Here is a 19,174-nt window from a genome sequence, read left to right as displayed (position 1 = left end):
CCGTCGAACGCGCATTATCGAGTGCTGCTTTAGGCGCCGGTGGTACCCCCGGTTCACCCACCACTCGACAATCCCGCACTCTGTTCGGTAACGATTCCGAACGGCGGTTCACATCCGCTTACCTCCCTCCATAGAATGCTCCACGCTTCACCCCGTGATGGAAGGATGCTGAGTCGGCCCATGTCCCGTGCCCAATGGCGGATCGGCGACCGCTACGAGCTCTTTCACGAAATCGGCACGGGCCCCTGCGGCGCCGTCTGGTACGGGCGCGACCTGCGCAACGGCGCCGAGCACGCGGTCAAGGTGCTCGAACCGGGGCTGACCGGCGACAACGAGGCGGTCTCCGCGTTCTACGCGCTGCTCGGCGCGGTGGCCCGGCTGGCCCATCCGCACATCGTCGCGGCCGACGAGGTGGTCGCCCTCGAAGGGCGGATCGCGCTGGCGATGCGGCTGGTGCCCGGCGGGGACCTGCGCGTCCTGGTCGCCACCAAGGGCCGTCCGCAGCCGGTGCAGGCGGCGCTGATGGCCGCCCAGCTGGCCGACGGGCTGGCGGCGGCGCACGCGATCGGCGTCGCGCACGGCGACCTCAAGCCCGCGAACGTGCTGTGCGAGCCGGGCGAGAACGGCCTGTACGCGGCGCGGCTCACCGACTTCGGCACCGCGCTGGTGGTCGCCGCCGCCGATCCGGCCGTCGCGGGCGAGCTTCCGCCGCCCGAGTACCTCGCCCCCGAACTCGCCGCCGGCGACCCGGGAACCCCGGCCGGGGACGTGTACGCGCTCGGAATCCTGCTCTACGAGACGTTGGCCGGCCGCCCGCCGTTCACCGCCGATCAGCCCGAGACCGTGGCCGACCTGCACCGCGACGTCCGGCCGCCGTGGATCCCCGGATTGCCTGAACTGCTGTGGCCGCCGCTCGCGGCCTGCCTGGAGAAGCGGCCGGAGTCGCGGCCCGCGGCGGCGGAACTGGCCGGGCTGCTGCGCGACATCGCCGGGCTGATCGAGACCGAGCCGACGGCCGCCGGAGCGGAGACCGGGCCGATGTTCGCCGCGGAGGGCGTGCCGCAGCTCTCGGACGCCGCTCGGCGCGCGGGCGACACGATGGCGATCGCCCTGGCCGCGCCCCTCGCGTTGACTGCCGCGCAGGCCGCCGCCGCTGCCGCCCACGAGACACGGACCGCGCGGGCCGCGCGCAGGCGCCGGATAGCCCGGATCGCGGAGGTGACGGCGGCCGTCGTCGGCGTCGTCGCCGGGATCACGCTCGCGATCGCCGGAACCGGCGGCAATCAGAGCCCGAACTCCACCGTGCTGGGCGTCGGGCAGACCGAGCCCGCGCGCGTCGTGCAGTTGCCGGGCACCGCGGGAGCTTCGGGCTCCGGCTCCGCCTCGCCTTCGCTCTCCGCGACGCCCTCGGTCAGTGCGAGCCCTGACGCCTCGGCCGGTTCCAGTTCAGCGCCCGCGTCCGGGCCCACGTCCACAAGCGCCGGACAGCCTCCGGCGCCGTCCACGGCGCCACCGACGACGTCCACCTCCGTGCCGCAGCCGCCCCCGGGTCGGCCTCCCACGTTCAACGGACCGGTACTCGTCAGCGCCCAGTCCGGCAAGTGCCTCGACACGCCGGGAGACCAGTTCGCCAGCGGCACGAAGGTAGTGCTGGCCACCTGCGACGGCAGCGCCGGCGAGGTCTGGAACTACGACCGCAACGGCGAACTGACGCAGGACGGCGGGCAGTACTGTCTCGACGACACCGCCTACGGCACCTCGAACGGCACCCTGGTGCAGATCTGGGCCTGCTCCGGCGGTCGGCAGCAACCGAATCAGCAGTGGATCATGCACCGGAACGGCGAGATCACCAGCGAGTTGCAGGGGGCGACAAACCTCTGCCTCGACGTCCAGAACATGGGCACCGCCGACGGCACCCCGATCCAGCTGTGGGGCTGCGACCCCAACGGCCAGCCCAACCAGGACTGGAACTGGCAGTAGCCGCGCCGGCGTGCCCTACGGCGACAAGGACCTACCGTTCATCGGACCCCTGATAGCGCTCACACCACCAGGCGTGCAAAAATGTCTCCCGATCAGGCTCCCCCCAGCCTGATCCACCCCACCGAGGGTGACGGTTTCCCCTCGGTCGCCCCGGTTCCCACCCCCCGGAACCGGGGCACTTCCTTCGCTGTGCTTGATTGTTCACTGTGTTTGATTGTTCAGCGTCGCTGACCGGGGCTTCAGGGCGGCTGTAGAGCTCGCGGCGGGGAGAAAGGCGCCCCCGCCGCGAGCTCTTTCGCCGCCGCCCCGGCCAGCGACGCTTCACGTCGCTTCACACCGCTTCATCGTTCTTCGAGGTCGAGCCTTATTCGTGCTCGACGACCCTTCCGGCCGCCACCTCCAGACGCCGGGTGACCTGGACCGCTTCGAGCATGCGTCGGTCGTGCGTGACCAGGAGCAGCGTGCCGTTGTAGGAGTCGAGCGCCGACTCGAGCTGCTCGATCGCCGGCAGGTCCAGATGGTTCGTCGGCTCGTCCAGCACCAGCAGGTTGACGCCGCGGGCCTGGAGCAGCGCCAGCGCCGCCCGGGTGCGCTCGCCGGGCGAGAGCGTCGCCGCGGAGCGCAGCACTTGATCGGCCTTTAGACCGAACTTCGCCAGCAGTGTGCGGCAGTCGGCCGGCGACAGGTCCGGCACCTGCTCGCGGAACGCCTCCAGCAGGGCCTGGTCCCCCACGAAAAGCCCGCGCGCCTGGTCGACCTCGCCGACCACGACGCCGGGGCCCAGTGCCGCGTTCCCGGCGTCCAGGGGCATCCGCCCGAGCAGGGCGCCGAGCAGCGTCGTCTTCCCGCCGCCGTTCGGGCCGGTGATCGCCACCCGGTCGGCCCAGCCGATCTCCAGGTCCACCGGCCCGAGGACGAACCCGCCGCGCCGCACGACCGCCCCGCGCATCGTCGCCACGACCGCTCCGGCCCGCGGGGCGGCGGCGATGGACATCCGCAGTTCCCACTCCTTGCGCGGCTCCTCGACGACGTCCAGCCGCTCGATCAGCCGCTCCGTCTGCCGGGCCTTCGCCGCCTGCTTCTCCGTGGTCTCGGCGCGGAACTTGCGCCCGATCTTGTCGTTGTCGGTGGACTTGCGCCGGGCGTTGCGCACGCCGTGTTCCATCCAGGCGCGCTGGGTGCGGGCCCTGGACTCGAGGGCCGCCTTCGTGTCGGCGAACTCCTCGTAGTCCGCGCGGGCGTGGCGGCGGGCCACCTCCCGCTCCTCCAGGTAGGACGCGTAGCCGCCGCCATACGTGTTCACCTGGTGCTGGGCGAGGTCGAGTTCGAGGACCCGGGTGACCGTCCGGGTCAGGAACTCCCGGTCGTGGCTGACCACCACCGTGCCCGCGCGCAGCCCGGTGACGAAGGACTCGAGCCGGTCCAGGCCGTCCAGGTCGAGGTCGTTCGTCGGCTCGTCGAGCAGGAACAGGTCGTACCGGCTCAGCAGCAGCGAGGCGAGTCCGGCGCGCGCGGCCTGGCCGCCGGACAGCGACGTCATCGGCTGGTCCAGATCCACCGCGAGGCCGAGTTCCGCGGCGACCTGCTCGGACCGCTCGGCCAGGTCGGCGCCCCCGAGTGCGAGCCAGTGCTCGAGCGCCGTCGCGTATGCGTCGTCGGCTCCGGCGGTGCCGTCCACGAGAGCCTGCGTGCCCATGTCCAGCTCGCGCTGGGCGTCGGCGACCCCGGTGCGGCGCTCGAGGAAGGCGCGGACGGTCTCCCGAGGGCGGCGGTGCGGCTCCTGCGGCAGGTGCCCGACGGTCGCGGTGGGCGGGCTCAGCTGGATCGAGCCCTCTTCCGGCTTGAGCATCCCGGCCAGGATGCGCAGCAGCGTCGACTTCCCCGCGCCGTTGGCCCCGACCACGCCCAACACGTCCTGCGGGCCCACGACGAGGTCCAGGTGCGCGAACAGGGCCCGGTCGCCGTGTCCGGCGGCCAGGTCTTTGGCGACGAGCGTCGCGGTCACGCGGGCCTCGATTCCGGCGGACGTACGGGCGGACCGCGACCAAGGATGCCAGACGGTGCGGCCCGCGGTCCCTCGGTTTCGGCGCGGGACGGCTGTGAAGAATGTGCATCTGGCGGTTGACGCGGAGAACGTTATTCCGGTAGCGGCCAAAGGGATTCGGACTCAAGTGAATGTTAAATCGGCATGATGGGCGGAACGCGGACAGGGAACCATCTGCGGGAGTATGGTTCGTTACCGAAGAAGTTGGCCGCGGGATATGGACAGCGAGCGGCCGGTGCGCTTTTCTGGGGGGCGCGCTCCGGATTCCGGTGATCGTGCCTTTGAGAAAAAAGGGGTCAGGCGACGATGGCCACACGCCGAAAGCAGGGCGGCGGGAGCAGGCTGCGCGCGTACGGCCTGCTGATTCTCGCGGTGCTCGCCATCGCCTGCCTGGTGGGGTGGGGGGTCGGGAAGGTGCTGATCACGCCCAGCCCGGAGACCACCCCGCGGGCACCCGTGCCGTCGGCGCTGGCCATTCAGCTGGCGAACGCGGACGGCGGCGTGGCGCTTCCGGTCGATTACCAGACGGCGCTGGACTCCCTGGCGACCAAGTGCACCCAAGACCAGGCGGGGATGGCCACACTCGTGAACAAGGGGCACGACGACCTGGTCGCCCACGGGATCATGACTCTGACGCGGCTGATCATGCTCGAGTATCTGAACGGGGAGATGACGGCCGGGCAGGCGAAAGCGGACTGCGCGCCGCTGGTGTCGACCTATGTGACGTCCAACGGCGGTTGAGCAGGGACATCATCCTGTGCAGTAAGGACTTTGATTCGACGCGTCCAGGTTGACCAACTGCCACTGGTGGCCCTGCGGCAGGACGTGCACCCGCAGGCACTCGTCGTTCTGGGCGGCGACGTGCGCCTCGTGCTGGACGTAGACGAAGCTGAAGCCCTCGCCCCAGATGCACAGGACGCCGCCGCAGAAGGCGCTGACGACGAGATGCAGAGCGATGGCGGTGGCGATCGGGTGGCCGCTGATCGCGTGGTCGACGGTGCGGGTCTCGCCGCGGGTCAGGTACTTGTCACAGGGGGGCGCGCCGCAGATCGCCGTCGGTGGGTCCGTGGTCCGCTGCGCGGCCGCCGGGCTCTGGTCCTGCGCGGTGGCGCTGCACGACGCCGCCGCCACGAGCGCGGCTACGGCGAGCAGAGCCGACACCAGGAATGTCAGCCGTCTGAGTCTCGGGCGCCGGATGCGCACAGCCGCATCGTAGCGCGGACGTCACGCGCGCGGACCCGGCGCACGGTGGCGCCGGGTCCGCATGAGCCGTCCGATCAGGCGGACGGAGGGGCGATCATCTTCATGACGCAGAAGACTGCGCCCCACGGGTCCTGGATCCCGGCCATCCGGAGCATGCCGCCCATGTCGGTCGGCGGGACGACGAGGGTGGCGCCCGCCTTGACCGCCGCGTCGGCGGTGGAGTCGACGTCGTCGACCGCGAACCAGGTCATCCAGTGCGCGGGCACGTCGTCCGGCATCTGCCCGGTGATGTTCTGCATGCCGCCGACGTTCTTGTCGCCGACGTTGATGGCGTAGTAGCCCTCCATGCCCTCCATCGGCGTGGTGGTGATGCCGAACGCCGCCTCGTAGAAGGCGGAGGCGGCGGGCACGTCGCGGGTGTTGCACTCGTTCCACGTCAGCGTGCCGGGGTCGTTGACGAGCTGGGCGCCGTAGAAGTCGCGGTGCCCCCAGACCCCGAAGACGGCGCCGGTCGGATCCACGGCGATCATCATCCGGCCCTGGGTGCCGACGTCCATGGGCGGCACCATGATCGTCCCGCCGGCGTCGGTGATGCGCTTGGCCGAGCCGTCCGCGTCGTCACTGGAGAGGTATGTCGTCCAGACGTGTGGCGGCGCGGGCATTCCCTCGGCGGCGGGCATGGCCGGGCCGATGCCGCACACCGCGCGGCCGGCCATCTCCATCATGGCGTAGCCGCCGAACTCGGCCGGGCCGGGCTCGCCGGACCAGCCGAACAGGTCTTTGTAGAAGTCCAGCGCGGCGCGCTGGTCCTCCGCCATCAGGTCGACCCAACACGGGGTGCCTTCGGCGTATGGAGCGGTCACTTCGGGCATGATTCGCCTCCTGAACCGGAACCCTTGATGCGACCACTCTCCACCCGGTGACTCCGGGGCGCCACCCGAACGCGTAAACACGCGGCGACGGATTGGTACCCCGTGAAAACCGAGTGACGCTCGCGAGTTCAGCACTATCAGGATCCTGTCGTGGGCGAACGGATGTGCGTGCCGCAAGCTGCGTGTGGGCGAGTCCCGCGTCCTCGAGCCGCCGACGCGCGCGGCCCGCCAGAGCCAAAGGATTGTTCACGGATAGGAACAAAAGTCACGGTTCTGAAAAAACTCTCGCGAGATGTCTTGCCCTCGCCGTCGAGCCGTGTGACCGTGAGGCCGTCGGCACCTCGCCCGGCCAACCCGCCGTGTAGGAGGATTCGTGGCAGACAGACCCAGGATCGGATTCATCGGGTTGGGCATCATGGGCGCCCCGATGGCGGTGAATCTGATCAAGGCGGGATTCCCGGTCGTCGGGCACAACCGGAGCAGGTCCGCGGTCGACCGCCTGGTCGCCGCCGGGGGACAGGCGGGTGAGAGCGTCGCCGACGTCACCCGCCGCAGCGACGTGGTCGTCACCATGCTGCCCGACTCCCCGGACGTCGAGGCGGTCGCGCTCGGCCCGGACGGCATCCTCGCCTCCGCCGCCCCCGACCTGCTCTACATCGACATGAGCACGGTGCGCCCCCAGACCTCGGTCGCCGTCGCGCGGGCCGCCGCCGACAAGGGGATCCGCGTGCTCGACGCCCCCGTCTCCGGCGGCGAACAGGGCGCCGTCGAAGGCACGCTCTCGATCATGTGCGGCGGCGAGGAGGCGGACTTCGAAGCCGCGCTCCCGGTACTGCGCGCGGTCGGCGGCACCCTCGTGCACGTCGGGCCGGCCGGAGCCGGACAGACCGTCAAGGCCGCCAACCAACTCGTCGTCGCCGGGACCATCGAGCTGGTCGCCGAGGCCATCGTGCTCATGGAGGCCAGCGGGGTGGACGCCGCCGCGGGGCTGCGCGTGCTCGGCGGCGGCCTGGCCGGAAGCCGGGTCATCGACCGCAAGGGCGCTGCGATGCTCGCCCGGTCCTTCGCCCCCGGCTTCCGGGTGGACCTGCATCACAAGGACCTGGGAATCTGCCTCGACGTGGCCAGAGACGCGGGCGCGGTGATCCCGCTCGGCGCGGCGGTGGCCCAACTGATGTCCGCCCTGCGCGCCGAGGGCGACGGATCGCTCGACCACGGCGCGCTGCTCAAAGTGGTCGAACGCCTCTCCGGGCGGCGCCGTGACTGAGAACGCTGCGACTGCTGAAAACACTGCGACCGCTGAGAACCGCGCGGCGAAGCCGGGGCTTCGGCGTCGGCTGGCGGACGGCGAGACGCTGTTCGGCACCTTCCTCGGGCTCGGATCCGCTCTGGCCGCCGAGGCTTGCGCGCTCGCCGGCTTCGACTGGCTGCTCGCCGACCTCGAGCACGGCGGCGGCGGGGAGGAGGCGCTGACCGGCCAACTGCTCGCCGCCGACGCGCACGGCGTCCCGATGCTGGTGCGGGTCGAGTCGTCGGACCGCATCCGGGCCGGCCGGGTGCTCGACCTCGGCGCCACCGGGGTCATGTTCCCGCGTCTGGAATCGGCCGAGGAGGCCGCGCTGACGCTGCGGCACCTGCGCTACCCACCCGAGGGCGACCGCGGTGTGGCGACCTACAACCGGGCCGGCGGCTTCGGCACCCGGCCGCAGGCCCTCGACACCGCCAACGACCGTGTGGTCAGTGTCGTGCAGATCGAGAACCGGCGCGCGGTCGACCAGATCGACCGGATCGCCACCCTCCGCGGGCTCGACGTGGTGTTCATCGGACCGCGCGACCTCTCCCACGACCTCGGCGTGCCCGGGGACACCTCCGCGCCGGTCTTCGTCGAGGCGGTCAAGCGGGTGCTCGCGGCGGCCGACGTCGCGGGCGTCGCCTGCGGCATCCTGGCCCCCGACGCGCACGCCGCGCGCCGCTACGCCGACGAGGGGTTCCGCTTCGTCGGGATCGCCTCGGACGCGATGCTGCTGGTCGAGACCGGGCGAAGTGCCATGCGCACGGTGCGCGCAGGGGTCTAAGGGGCTCAGCGGGGGAGTAGCCGGTCAGCCGAGCGGGACCGACGTCTCGGGAGGGGAGGACTGCGAGGACGCCGGGGCCTCGCCGACCGCCTCCCGCAGCGGGACGGCGGCCTCGTCCGCGGTGGCGCGCCCACGGCTCGACAGCCTGGCGACCAGGATCCAGCCGATCACCATCACCAGCCAGAAGCTGATGAGGCGGTAGATCACCACCGCCGCCAGAGCCTGGTCCGCCGGCATGTGGGCGGCGACCAGCGACGCGGTGAGGGCGAGTTCGACCACCCCCACGCCGCCCGGGGTGATCCCGAAGCTGCCCGCCGCCATCGCGAGGCAGTAGGCGAGCAGCAGTCCGCGAAGCGGCACGTGGGCGCCGGTCGCCGCGATCGAGGCGCCCAGGCAGACGCAGTCCGCGGTCCAGTTCCGCAGCGACATGAAGAAGGCGATGCCGTACTGCCGGGGCGTGGCGCGCAGCGCGGCGGCCTGGTTGAGGATTTTCTCGAAGGCGTCGGCGGCGTCTTCGCCCGGACGGTCGAACCACCGCCGCGACCGCCCGACCAGCCACCGCGCCGCCCCGTTCAAGGAGTGCCGGATGTTGCCGAAGCGCAGCGAGAGAAGCAGCGCCAGCATCGGCAGCGCGGTGGCCGCCGCTCCGCTCAGCCCGATGGTCGCCCCGGTCGGACTGTCCGTGAGCAGCGCGCCCACCGTCATCAGCAGCGCGAACGCGATCGACGACATCACCCCGGAGACGGTCAGCGCCCAGCTGGCCGTCGCCGTGTCGACGCCGCGGCGGCGGAACTGGCGGAACGAGAAGGCGGTGCCCACGCTGGCCCCGGCCAGCGGCAGGCTCACCGATAGGGCGTTGCTGGCGTAGGCGACCGCCATCGTCGAGCGCGCCGACACCTTGGTCCCGTTGACCTGGAGCAATTGGCGCTGACTGTGCGCCAGAGCGGCCATCGATCCGGCTTGGGCACCCAGCGCCCACGCGAGCCACCCCCAGTGCAGGTGGCCGAACGTCCGCAGGCTGGATCGGACCTCCGGAGCCTGCTGCACCCCGAGCACGACGAGCAGGCCGATCGCGAGCGCGCCCATCAAGAGGGGCGCCAGCTTCGGGCGTCTCACAGCCATCGCCGCGGTTCCCCCTGTCGCATCGGGCGCGCAGCGCTCCTGCGCCAGAGCGTAACTCGACTCCGCGTTGTGGGCGATGCGCGAGTTCTGGCAGACAGCTCGCGTGCGACCGGACGTCGAGCCTCGTACCCAGCCGCGCCTATACAGGTGCTTCGATGTGCGCCCGTGCAAATGATCGGGGCCAGAGGGCTGAGTTGTACGCTGGAGGCCCGGGCCTCCTTTCCGTTCAACCACTGACCCGGGCAGGACGAAGCCGGGATGTCCGGAATGAGGAGGCCCGGGACCCGCTGCGGGTCCCGGACCGGTCGTGCCTCGGGTCTACTCGCCGCCCGTCAGCGGGCGGCCACTCGGATCACTTCACTGTGTTCGATTACTTCACGGTGTAGGTGTACGGGAGCGCGGCGATGTCGTCGCCGTTGGCCAGGAACTCGGACAGGTCGTCCACGTAGACGACGCCCGAGACGGTGGCGCCCGACGAGCCGGCGGCGGTGATCGTCACGGTGATGCTTCCGCTCTGACCCGGGTTCAGAGCCAGCGGCGCGATGCTCGGAGCCGACGGGTTCACCGCGAACTGCCAGAAGTCCCCGGTGCTCGACGTGGCGTTCGGGTCGAACGTCTGCGTGGTGACCTGCGCGGCCAGGGTCGCGCTGCCGCTCACCGGGCCGTCGGTCGGGCCGAGCGGCGTCGGGTCGGCCGCGAACAGCCCTTGCGTGATCCGCGGCGCGGTCAGTTCCGCCTTGGCCGTGAGCCCGTTGGGCAGGCCCAGGATCTCCGGCACTCCGCTGTCGAGATACGAGGCGTCGAAGTCGGCCGGGATGGTCGAGGACTGCGTCACGAGCAGATCCGTCGACTCGGTCGGCACCAGCCAGGTGGTGCCGGTGGCCGTGGCCGGGAACGGCAGCGGGATCGTCGCCGTCGACGGCGCCTGGACCAGCAGCGGATAGACGGTGCTCGTGGTCAACCGCGGGTCGGCGAAGAACAGCTCCGGCGCCTTCCCGGTGTTGGTCACGGTGATCGTGGCCGTCTTCGTGCTGCCCGCCGCGATCGTGCCGTGCGGCAGGCCGCTGGCGTGCACCTGGACCAGGTCGTACCGCAGGTGACCGGTGAACTGCTCGGTCAGCGCGGTCCCGGTGACCGGATTGTCGATGTCGATGAACAGCGTCCAGCGCCCGGGCGCCGGGGCGCGCACGAAGCCCTGGAGCGAGGCGATCGGAACCACGTTGCCGCTCGCGTCCACGGTCTGGTTCGTGGACAGCGACAGCACCTGGCGGTCCGGGCCCTCCAGCGCGGCGAAGACGTTCTGGTTCGGGTCGCCGGCCAGGGCCAGGTCGATGCCGAGGCTCTTCTTGCCGTTCGGCACGTCGAAGAAATAGGCCTGGGTCTGCGCGCCCGGGTTGCCCCGGCCGTTGCCGCCGGTGAGCGTGCCGGTGAAGGCGCCGCCGTCGGTGCTCGTCGACAGCAGGGTGCGCAGGGTCAGCGGGATCGCGGTCTGCGTTCCGAGCGGGGTGCTGAACTGGACGGCCGCGGACAGATCGCCCGCGTCCTCCGGCAGCCGGGTGTGGACCTGGAAGGTCGCGCTCTGCCCCGGCTTGATGACGGCGGTGGCCGGGGAGACGGTGCCGAAGGTCGTGTACTTGGTCGTGGTGAATTCGTAGTTCACGGTGCCGTCGAAGCCGAACGGGCTGGCCGAGGCGAAGAAGATCGCGGTCCAGGTGCCGGCCGCCGGGAAGCGCACGTCCACCTGTCCGTGGTTGCCCGCGCCCTGCGGCAGCGAGTGCGTCTCGTACTCGCCGTTCGGGCCGATCAGGGCGAGCCGGACGAGCGACTGCCCGTTCGATCCGCCGCCGGGCCAGGTGAGCTGACCCTCGAGATGGTCGGCGCCGACCGGGACGGTGAACGTGGTCATCGCGTAGCGGCGCGTCACCGGGACGCCGCCTGCGCCCGCGATGCCGTCGAGGAAGGACGGCGTCGAGGCCGAGGCGATGTTCAGCGGGATGGTGGCCTTCACGTCGGACAGGGTCTGGCCGAGGATCCGGCCGTGCGCGGAGACGGTCTGGATGTCGGGGCTGGTGTTGGTGACGGTGACCGGGATGTCGACGCTACGGTTGGCGCCGCCCACCGCGGTCAGCTGCGTGTCGCTGCCGGGGCCGGTGACCATCAGGCCGTCGCCCTGCATCGTCGGGCTGCCGTTCGCGTCCTGCAGCGACATCGCCATGCGCACCGCGCGCAGCGAGTTCACCTCGCCCGCGCCCTGCTCGCTCGCCGGCAGGCCGAGGTCGGTCGCCGTCGAGGTGAGGATCTGCTTCACCAGCGCCGGGCTGGGCTTCACGCCGTGGTGCGTGTTCTTGTACGCCTCGATCACGAGCGCCGCGGCGCCCGCGATCAGCGGGGAGGATTCGCTGGTCCCGCCGAAGTCCTCGATGTTCGAGGGCTGTCCATTGAAGTTGGTGCAGCTCGCGAACCGCACCGGGTCCGGGGTGCACAGCGCCCAGCCGTCCTGCCCGGGCGCGACCAGGTCGATCACGCGGCCGAGGTCGTTGACCCCGTCGGAGGAGATCGGCGAGGGGTTGTCGCTGACCCACGAGGTGGCGAAGTTGCGGGTGCCGGCGTATCCGGTCTGCGCCATGACGCGGAAGGTGGTGGTGGCGCCGGCCGAGATGACGTTCGGGTCCACCGAGGGCGTGCCCTGGGTGTTGGTCGGGCCCGCGTCGCCGGTCGAGCTGACCACGGTCACGCCCGCGGCCACGGCTGCGTCGTCGGCCAGCGCGGTCGGGTCGGTGCCGTCGGTCGGGTAGGCGTTGCCGCCGAAGGACTCGTTGAGCACGTCCACGTTGTCCACGGTCACCGCGTAGTCGATGGCCTGGATGATCGAGGAGTTGATGGCGAAGTTGGAGGAGCCGAACACGTTCAGCCCGACCATCGACGCGCCCGGCGCCATGCCGCGCACGGTGATGTTGCAGCCGGCCGGCAGCGGGTGCGCCGAGTCGACGAACTTGGACAGGTCGTAGACCTGGCGGCCCTGCGCGGCGATCGAGCTGGCGTCGCCGAAGGCCTCGCCGCCCGCGCCGCCCAGGTTCGGGTCGGTGCCGGAGAAGTCCTGGTAGTCGACGAACACGTGGGAGCCGTCGGCCCGGATGAAGTCGGGGTTGTTGACGTCGATGCCGTCGGCGATCCAGCCGACCTTGACCCCGGTGCCGTCCACCAGGTTCTGTGCCTGCGGCAGCTGCGGGTTGCTGAACGCCGTGTCCGTGGTCTGCAACGCCTCGGGCTCGAGCAGCGGCTTGCCCGGGTCGGACGGGCAGGTGCCCGGGATCAGGTGGTCCGGCGGGGCGGTGACCGTGGCCACCGTCTTGGCCTGCGTCGACTCGGCCTTGATCTGGGCGGTCTGCGCCGGGGTCAGCGGCGAGATCGGGACCATCCGGTCGGGCACCACCTCGGCGACCGACGGGTCGGCGCGCAGATTGTCCGCTTCCGCCGCGGTCATCGAGGCGGAGAATCCATTGATGATCGAGAAGGTCTTGACACCGGTAGCGCCGGCGCTCTTGGCGTTGGAGACGAGCGGGGCCTGGTCGCGTGCGGTGGTCTGCCGGCGGGCCGTGCCGGCGCTCTTGACGGGCAGCTCCGGGTGTTGATTGCGAAGCACCACGATGACGGCCTGCTTGGGGCCTGAGGCGGCGGCGTTGGCCTGAGCAGCGGTCAGGCCGGAGGCCGCGAGTACGGTAGCGAGCGCTCCTGCGAGATAGATATGCCGCCTTTGCCTATATCTGAGCATTCTGATCCCCTCCGATGGCGGCGCAGCGCCGGATTCGTCGGAGCTACGCCAGAAGAATCCGGAACATCCACGGATCGTCAGGGGGTTCGGTTCAGTTCGATCTCGGCGCGGGGTGAACGCCTCGGGCGGATGGATCCGTTCTGGGGGTGGGCCTCGGCGGCCGCCGAGGCCCACAGCCTGGAGGGGAAGCAGACTTCGATGATGAGACCAGCTACCACTGCGCGCTGGGCGACCGGGGGCGCCGCGCTGGCCCTGGCCTGCGCTGCCGGGTTCGGCACGGCCCAGGCCGCGACGATGACCGTGGCGCACCCGTCGTTCCCGGTGCTCAGCAACGTCCCCTATGCACCGCTCGCCGGCGTCTCCGCGGCGTCGGCGACGAATGCCTGGGCGGTCGGGCGCGACGACGGCTCGGTGCTCACCGAGCACTGGAACGGCAGCTCGTGGACGCAGGTCGGCATTCCGGCCGGACCGTGCGACGTGTTCGAGAGCTCATGCCAGTTCACCGGGGTGAGCACGGACGCCGCGGGCGACGCGGTCGCCGTGGGCAACGCCGTGCTGAACGACAACGGCTGGGTGCCGGCGGCGCTGGCCTACCAGTGGAGCGCGGGTGCCTGGCACGCGATGACCGTGCCCTCGTCGATCAACTACATGAGCCTCGCGCACGTCAAGGTGTTCTCCGCGGCGAACGCGTTGGCTGTCGGCGCCGGCTCGGGCAGCAGCGGAAACTTCGCCGTCGTCACGCACTGGGACGGGACGGCGTGGACCCAGACGGCGACCCCGTTCACCTTCACGCTGGGCCTGACGATCAACGCGATCTCCGCGACCTCGCCGGGCGACGTCTGGATCGGCGGCAAGCAACAGAGCAGCGGCTATCACAACCGGGTCGTGCACTCGGTGCTCGAGCACTTCAACGGCTCGGCGTGGAGCGACATCACCCTGCCCGACGACTCCGGCGTGCTGGACGTCGCGGCGGCCTCCCCGACCTCGGTGTGGGTGCTGACCGGCGATGGCAGCGTGCTGAATTGGAACGGCTCGGCCTGGAGCGTGAGCGCCGCGTTCAACGGCGGCAAGGCGCTGGTCGCGGTGTCGGCGACGGACGTGTGGGTCGGCGGGATCTTCGTGAACAGCACGCTCTCCGTCGCGCACTACAACGGCTCCTCCTGGACCACGGCGTCCGCCCCGGCCGGGATCGACTCGATCACGTCCGGAGCGGCGCTGCCGACCGGCTCGTTCTGGTTCGCCGGGCTCCAGTGGCCGCCGAACGGCGACACGGCGCCCGCCGTCCTCGCCGGCAACGGGTGATTGGCCACCAGCACGATCAACAGCAGGAAGAGCACGAACGCGCCGGTGATGATCAGTGACCATGTCGTGACGTGGACGTATCCGTCCTTGCGCGGGTCAAGCAACGCGTAGGGCCAGATAAGCGAGCGGATACGCGAGCCAGGGAAGCGCGGCGGTGACACGCAGCCACTCCGGATGTGTCACCGCCGGCGCGAAAGCGCGGCTGGTGGGCTTGGGCGGCATGAGCGGCGAGCCTAGCAAGAGCACGGCAACAGGTGAATGCGACAGGTGGCGGATTAGCGCGTCGGCTCAAGACGGTCAACCGGCCAGGACCGGCGCGCCCCAATCGATGTCGTACCGCTGGACCCAGCCGAACATCTTCTCCGGCTTCATGAACGTGTGTGTGGCCACCGGCATGAGCAGCGTCATGACGGTCGTCGCGATCGGGCCCATGGCCTTCTGGTTGTTGGTCTTCGCGGCCTGGGCGGCCACCTTCTCCACCCGCCCTCGACGCAACCGCTCGTACGCCGCGAACGCCGCGCTCACGTCGGGGATGTCGCGCAGGCACCGGGCGAGCTGGATCGCGCTCTCGATCGCCAGCGAGGCGCCCTGGCCGGAGCTGGACGACGGAGCGTGCGCCGAGTCGCCGACCAGCACCATCCGGCCCCGGTGCCAGGTCGGCACCGACGGGAGGATCTCCATGCCGCCGAAGGTGAGCAGGTCGTCGTCGCCGGTGTGGCGCAGCACGTCGCGGCCGGGCACGTCCTCGGCGAACTTCTGGCGCAGCATCTCCATCCACTGCGCCGACGGGGTCGCCCGGGTTTCCTCGGCGGTGAGCTGCTTCTCCCAGGGCAGGTTGCAGAACCAGGCGGTGCCGCCGCCGGGCGCCGCCCAGTAGCCGAGGAAGGCGTGCTTGCCGAACGCGAAGTACATGGCGTCCGGACGCGCGCCGGGCACGTCCGCCTTCGAGAACGCGCCGAAGCCGAGCAGGCCGGTGTACTGCGGTCCGGGCGCGTTCCGGTCGATCAGGCTCCTGACCGTCGAGCGGATGCCGTCCGCGCCGACGAGGATGTCGGCGGTCACCGCGTCGCCGTCGGCGAACCGGGCGGTGATGCCCTCCGGCCCCTCTTCGACCCCCGTCAGGCGCTTGCCGTACACGGTCCGCACGCCCTGCGCCTCAGCCTGCTCGCGGCCGGTCTGATCGCGATCCGGGAGACCGGCCGCGACCAGCAGTACCCGGAGCGCACGGTGTACGAGCTGACCGACGAGGGGCGCGCGACCATGGGGGTCTGGCTGGCCGAGATGCTGGCCGAGCCCAAGCAGGAGTTTCCGCAGTTCCCCGCGGCGCTGTCGTTCGTGCTCATGCTCGAGCCGCGAGAGGCGCTGGAAATCCTGGAGCGCCGCGCCGCGACCCTCGCCGAGAGCCTGGCCGGGCAGGACAAGGGCCTGGCCGAACAGGCGGAGGTGTACCGGCTGCCCCGAGTCACCATGCTCGAGGGCGAATACCTGCGCGCGATGACCGCGGCGGAGCTGGACTGGATCAAGTCCGTGACCGACGAACTGCGCTCCGGCAAGCTGAGCTGGACCTTCGATCAGCTGATCGGCTTCGCGCAGAGCACCGGGCAGGCAGCGCTGGTCGAGCCGGAGCGGCTGGCGCCGCGCGATGAGCGCGATTAACGCAATGAAGAGGTCACAATCGGTCCCGGATGCTGTAGCGAGGGCTCGGCGCCAGCAACAGCGCGAGGGTGAAGCCCAGCACCAGCCACAGTCGTAGATGACCGAGCAGGCCGGCGTCCGAGATCAGCACCGGGGCGACGGCCAGCGCCGCACCCGAGGCGATGGTCCAGATCGGCGCGGTGCGCCGTAGGCCGAGCAGGTCCCACAGCAGCGCGCCGAGCAAAACGCCCGCTGTGTAGTACCCGTACACGCCCGGGTCGAGGGCGATGCGCGCGCCGACGCCGAGGAGGATCACCGCGGGCCAGCGGCGGCGGTAGACCGCGAGCGCACCGAGCGCGCACCCGAGCGCGATCTGCGCGACGCGGTCCCAGGACGGGGTGCTCGGCGAAGTGACACCGAGCGCCCGCAGCGCGGAGGACGGCTCGTTGGTGATGGTGAACTGGGTCACCGTGAGCGTGTGCGGGTCGGCGATGACGAAAGGGAGCCACGCGACGAGAACCGTCGCGGCGGTCCAGAGCGCCGCGTGCCGCCGGACGCGGCTGGGCACCGCGAGGATCAGCGGCAGAAACACCAGCGCCCACGGCTTCGCGTCCACCGACAGGCCGAGGCAGATGCCGGCGATGGCCGGGAGGTCCGATATCAGGGCCCAGACGGACAGCGTCACGCACAGCAGCGCGAGCACGTCATCGAGATGGCCGTAGGCGGCGGCCAGGTCCACCCAGCCGATCATGAACGCGCCGCCGCCGAAGAGCAGCGTGCGCTCCAGCCGGGCGTCGGCGGCCAGCGCGGGACGAACGGTCAGCGCGATCCGCTCGACGACGTGGAGGACCACTAGGCCGAGCACGGTCATGACCAGTTCGGCGAACAGCCGGCCGCCGGACGGCCCGACCTGGCGGAGGATCTGCGCCACGGCGAACGTGAACGGCCCGATCTGCAGCTGGGGGTAGTTGGAGTACACGTGCAAGCCGCCTGCGGCGCTTCCCGGATCGGCGCCGTCGAACAGCAGGGTGCTGCCCTGCACGAAGTAGTGCCAGGAGTAGCCGCCGTGCACGTTGAAGATCAAGAACCAGGCGAAGGTCCAGGCGCCGAGCATCCCGAACCGGCGCCGACGGTGCGAGCGCGGGCCGGGGCGCGGGGCCTCGTGCGGGCGGTCTGGATCGATAAGCGTGCGTTCCACCCGCGTCGGCGGCGCGCCGTCGGCGCCGTACGAAAGGGTGTCGCCGTACGCGCCGCGTCGGCCAGCCATGCCGGGCGGTGGGTCGTCGTTGTACGGAAGGGTGAACGAGCGAGTCGGCGGACTGTACATCTGGGCCATCTGCCGGTTCCACTCCTCTTCGGTGCCTATCCCGTTCAGTGCCGTGGCCGCCCCGGGCCCCGCGGCCGGACCGTCCGGCGGCACGCGGCCCACGCGGGGCGGCTTCCACGGGCGCGTATCTGGGACGACGCCGAGATCGCCGCGCGCGGCTGCGCGATTCGCCGTGGTCGCGCCAAAATTAATGATTTGCTCAGATTCCGCGCACCAGGCCGCGCCGAGCGCCTCTCAGTGCGCTGCGTCGACCCTTATCGGATCCTCGTTTTTCGCAAATACGTTTCTCGAATACGTGTTCCGACGACTCCTCGAAAGCGCGTTTCCAGCGCTCTCTGCACAATCGCCGCATGCGCATACTCCTTTCGCGCCCCTTTCCAGCCTGGTCATTTCATGGTCGTTTCCATAACGTCATCGGGGCCGGGCCCACCTTCTGGGCCCGGCAAATCCGGCCCGAGCGGCCATAGGTGCGGCGGCTGCGGCCGCTGCGCAGGGGGTTTCTCGATGAATCGAACGATTCGCATGCTCCGTACGACGCTGCCCAGATGGCTCGTCGTGCTCACCACTGCGGCGATGGCGGCTTCGGGAGTCGTCGCGGCGACCGCCGCCCCGGCCTCCGCGGCTTCGAGCGTCGACGTGTATGTCGGCTATGCCGACACGCTGCGCGCCAATCCGACCAATTTCCCGACCCCGTGGGCGGGCTCGCCCGGGGTGACGTACTCCGGCTGCGCCGGGACCTGCTCGTTCGACGCGGGCGCGGTGCGCATCGTCAACAACACGAACCTCGTCGAGACCGTCGACTCGGTCCAGGTGAAGTTCGACACCTGTACCTGGAGCATGTGGCAGCACAACGTGGTGCTCCAGCCCGGCCAGCAGTACATCATCACCCAGACCGTCAGCGGCGCGTCGGGGGGCTGCGACAACACCTCAGGGCTTTTCGACACGTCGGACATCGGCCCGAACAACGCGAACTGGGCCGGCAACTGCAGTCAGTCCGGGGTCATCCCTGAGATCGACGCGACGATCGACGGCACGCTGAACACCTTCACCGACAGCAAGCAGGTGCTCAACACCGGCGGGATCGACCTGGCCTCCTGCCCGGGCGGCACCAACGAGTCGCAGCAGTGGTCGCTGGTCGGCACCCGGTGCCCGGGCGCCTCGATCAGCCTCACGCCGAACACGCAGACGCAGGCGCTCGGCAGCGAGGCGACGACAGAGGCGACGATCGCCAACTCCTGTGGCACGCCGCTGCAGGGTGTGCCGATCACATTCGCCGTCGTTTCCGGGCCGAACGCGGGAACCCAGCAAACCGTGACGTCGGACGCCAACGGTAATGCGTCGTTCTCCTATACCAGTTCGAAGACGGGAACCGACACTCTCCAGGCACTGGCCACCAATCCCGCCGGCACGTTCGGCTCGAACGATGTCACGGTGAATTGGATTCAACGGCCCTCCACCCTGACATTTACCGGTGCGGCGCCGGCGAGTGATTTTCATGATCCGGGTACGGTGTCGGCGGTGTTGAGTGACGGTGCCGGGCCGATCGCGGGTCAGCCGGTGGTGTTCACCCTGGACGGCAGCGAGTCGTGCACGGGGACCACCGATGCGTCCGGTGCGGCGTCGTGCGCGCTCACCCCGGGGGAGGCCGCGGGCTCCTATCCGTTGACCGCGAGTTTCGCGGGTGACACCGGTGATCTGGGTTCCTCGGCGTCGGGCACCTATACGGTCACCCACGAGGAGGCGACGCTGGTCTACACCGGGCCGGCCAAGGCCGCCAACGGGGCGCCGCTGACCCTGTCGGGCACGCTGACCGAGGACGGCGCCACCCCGGTCGCCGGGCGC

The 19,174-nt window shown here is 70.6% G+C and carries 13 protein-coding genes and 1 pseudogene; 7 read left to right on the top strand and 7 right to left on the bottom strand.

The genetic code is table 11. The features are described 5' to 3' along the window. Positions 1–180 precede the first annotated feature (180 nt). A complete protein-coding gene (locus VGZ32_RS12605; protein ID WP_326886154.1) occupies positions 181–1,980 on the top strand; it encodes a serine/threonine protein kinase in 1,800 nt (599 codons plus the stop codon). A 364-nt stretch (positions 1,981–2,344) separates the two neighbouring features. Here the strand turns inward: VGZ32_RS12605 and VGZ32_RS12600 are convergent, their stop codons facing one another. Then, positions 2,345–3,985, bottom strand: coding sequence for an ABC-F family ATP-binding cassette domain-containing protein (locus VGZ32_RS12600; RefSeq protein ID WP_326886153.1), 1,641 nt, complete (start codon positions 3,983–3,985; stop codon positions 2,345–2,347). A 345-nt stretch (positions 3,986–4,330) separates the two neighbouring features. Between VGZ32_RS12600 and VGZ32_RS12595 the strand changes: the two genes are divergently transcribed. Then, positions 4,331–4,765 carry a hypothetical protein gene (locus VGZ32_RS12595; RefSeq protein WP_326886152.1) on the top strand — a complete coding sequence of 145 codons (435 nt, stop codon included), beginning with the start codon at positions 4,331–4,333 and terminating at the stop codon, positions 4,763–4,765. A 9-nt stretch (positions 4,766–4,774) separates the two neighbouring features. On the opposite strand, the gene VGZ32_RS12590 is transcribed toward VGZ32_RS12595, so the two are convergent. Next, a complete protein-coding gene (locus VGZ32_RS12590; protein ID WP_326886151.1) occupies positions 4,775–5,227 on the bottom strand; it encodes a hypothetical protein in 453 nt (150 codons plus the stop codon). Positions 5,228–5,301: 74 nt separating this feature from the next. Next, positions 5,302–6,099, bottom strand: a complete 798-nt coding sequence (locus VGZ32_RS12585) for a VOC family protein (RefSeq protein WP_326886150.1) — start codon at positions 6,097–6,099, stop codon at positions 5,302–5,304. A gap of 373 nt (positions 6,100–6,472) precedes the next feature. Between VGZ32_RS12585 and VGZ32_RS12580 the strand changes: the two genes are divergently transcribed. Then, positions 6,473–7,366, top strand: a complete 894-nt coding sequence (locus VGZ32_RS12580; protein ID WP_326886149.1) for a 2-hydroxy-3-oxopropionate reductase — start codon at positions 6,473–6,475, stop codon at positions 7,364–7,366. Continuing rightward, positions 7,359–8,174: an HpcH/HpaI aldolase family protein gene (locus VGZ32_RS12575; protein WP_326886148.1), complete on the top strand. Its 816-nt coding sequence runs from the start codon at positions 7,359–7,361 to the stop codon at positions 8,172–8,174. The genes VGZ32_RS12580 and VGZ32_RS12575 overlap by 8 nt, the downstream gene beginning before the upstream one ends. Before the next feature lie 24 nt (positions 8,175–8,198). Here the strand turns inward: VGZ32_RS12575 and VGZ32_RS12570 are convergent, their stop codons facing one another. Continuing rightward, entirely contained in the window at positions 8,199–9,296 is a 1,098-nt protein-coding gene (locus VGZ32_RS12570; protein ID WP_326886147.1) for a YbhN family protein, read from the bottom strand. A gap of 370 nt (positions 9,297–9,666) precedes the next feature. Next, positions 9,667–13,068: a S8 family serine peptidase gene (locus tag VGZ32_RS12565; protein WP_326886146.1), complete on the bottom strand. Its 3,402-nt coding sequence runs from the start codon at positions 13,066–13,068 to the stop codon at positions 9,667–9,669. 198 nt (positions 13,069–13,266) lie between these two features. Here VGZ32_RS12565 and VGZ32_RS12560 point away from each other — a divergent pair, with 198 nt between their 5' ends. Next, on the top strand, positions 13,267–14,370 hold the full coding sequence (locus VGZ32_RS12560) for a hypothetical protein (protein ID WP_326886145.1): 1,104 nt from the start codon (positions 13,267–13,269) through the stop codon (positions 14,368–14,370). 297 nt (positions 14,371–14,667) lie between these two features. Here VGZ32_RS12560 and VGZ32_RS12555 read toward each other — a convergent pair whose 3' ends face one another. Continuing rightward, entirely contained in the window at positions 14,668–15,579 is a 912-nt protein-coding gene (locus tag VGZ32_RS12555) for an FAD-dependent monooxygenase (RefSeq protein WP_326886165.1), read from the bottom strand. 18 nt (positions 15,580–15,597) lie between these two features. Between VGZ32_RS12555 and VGZ32_RS12550 the strand changes: the two genes are divergently transcribed. Further along, positions 15,598–16,026, top strand: a complete 429-nt coding sequence (locus tag VGZ32_RS12550) for a hypothetical protein (RefSeq protein ID WP_326886144.1) — start codon at positions 15,598–15,600, stop codon at positions 16,024–16,026. 13 nt (positions 16,027–16,039) lie between these two features. Here the strand turns inward: VGZ32_RS12550 and VGZ32_RS12545 are convergent, their stop codons facing one another. Continuing rightward, a complete protein-coding gene (locus tag VGZ32_RS12545) occupies positions 16,040–17,434 on the bottom strand; it encodes a hypothetical protein (RefSeq protein ID WP_326886143.1) in 1,395 nt (464 codons plus the stop codon). Between the two features lie 420 nt (positions 17,435–17,854). Between VGZ32_RS12545 and VGZ32_RS12540 the strand changes: the two are divergent. Continuing rightward, a pseudogene (locus VGZ32_RS12540) lies at positions 17,855–19,174 on the top strand (Ig-like domain-containing protein); the annotation flags it as partial.

It is taken from the genome of Actinocrinis sp., assembly GCF_035938995.1.
In the GTDB taxonomy this organism is placed as follows: Bacteria; Actinomycetota; Actinomycetes; order Streptomycetales; family Catenulisporaceae; genus DASZGI01.
Note: the sequence above shows the minus strand (reverse complement) of the source record. Positions and strands in the feature narration are given on the sequence as shown.

Excerpts from the sequence above, each read along its gene's own strand:
- VGZ32_RS12605 (WP_326886154.1), top strand. The coding sequence starts at position 181 with ATGTCCCGTGCCCAATGGCGGATCGGCGACCGCTACGAGCTCTTTCAC.
- VGZ32_RS12595 (WP_326886152.1), top strand. The coding sequence starts at position 4,331 with ATGGCCACACGCCGAAAGCAGGGCGGCGGGAGCAGGCTGCGCGCGTAC.
- VGZ32_RS12585 (WP_326886150.1), bottom strand. The coding sequence starts at position 6,099 with ATGCCCGAAGTGACCGCTCCATACGCCGAAGGCACCCCGTGTTGGGTC.
- VGZ32_RS12570 (WP_326886147.1), bottom strand. The coding sequence starts at position 9,296 with ATGGCTGTGAGACGCCCGAAGCTGGCGCCCCTCTTGATGGGCGCGCTC.
- VGZ32_RS12565 (WP_326886146.1), bottom strand. The coding sequence starts at position 13,068 with ATGCTCAGATATAGGCAAAGGCGGCATATCTATCTCGCAGGAGCGCTC.
- VGZ32_RS12560 (WP_326886145.1), top strand. The coding sequence starts at position 13,267 with ATGATGAGACCAGCTACCACTGCGCGCTGGGCGACCGGGGGCGCCGCG.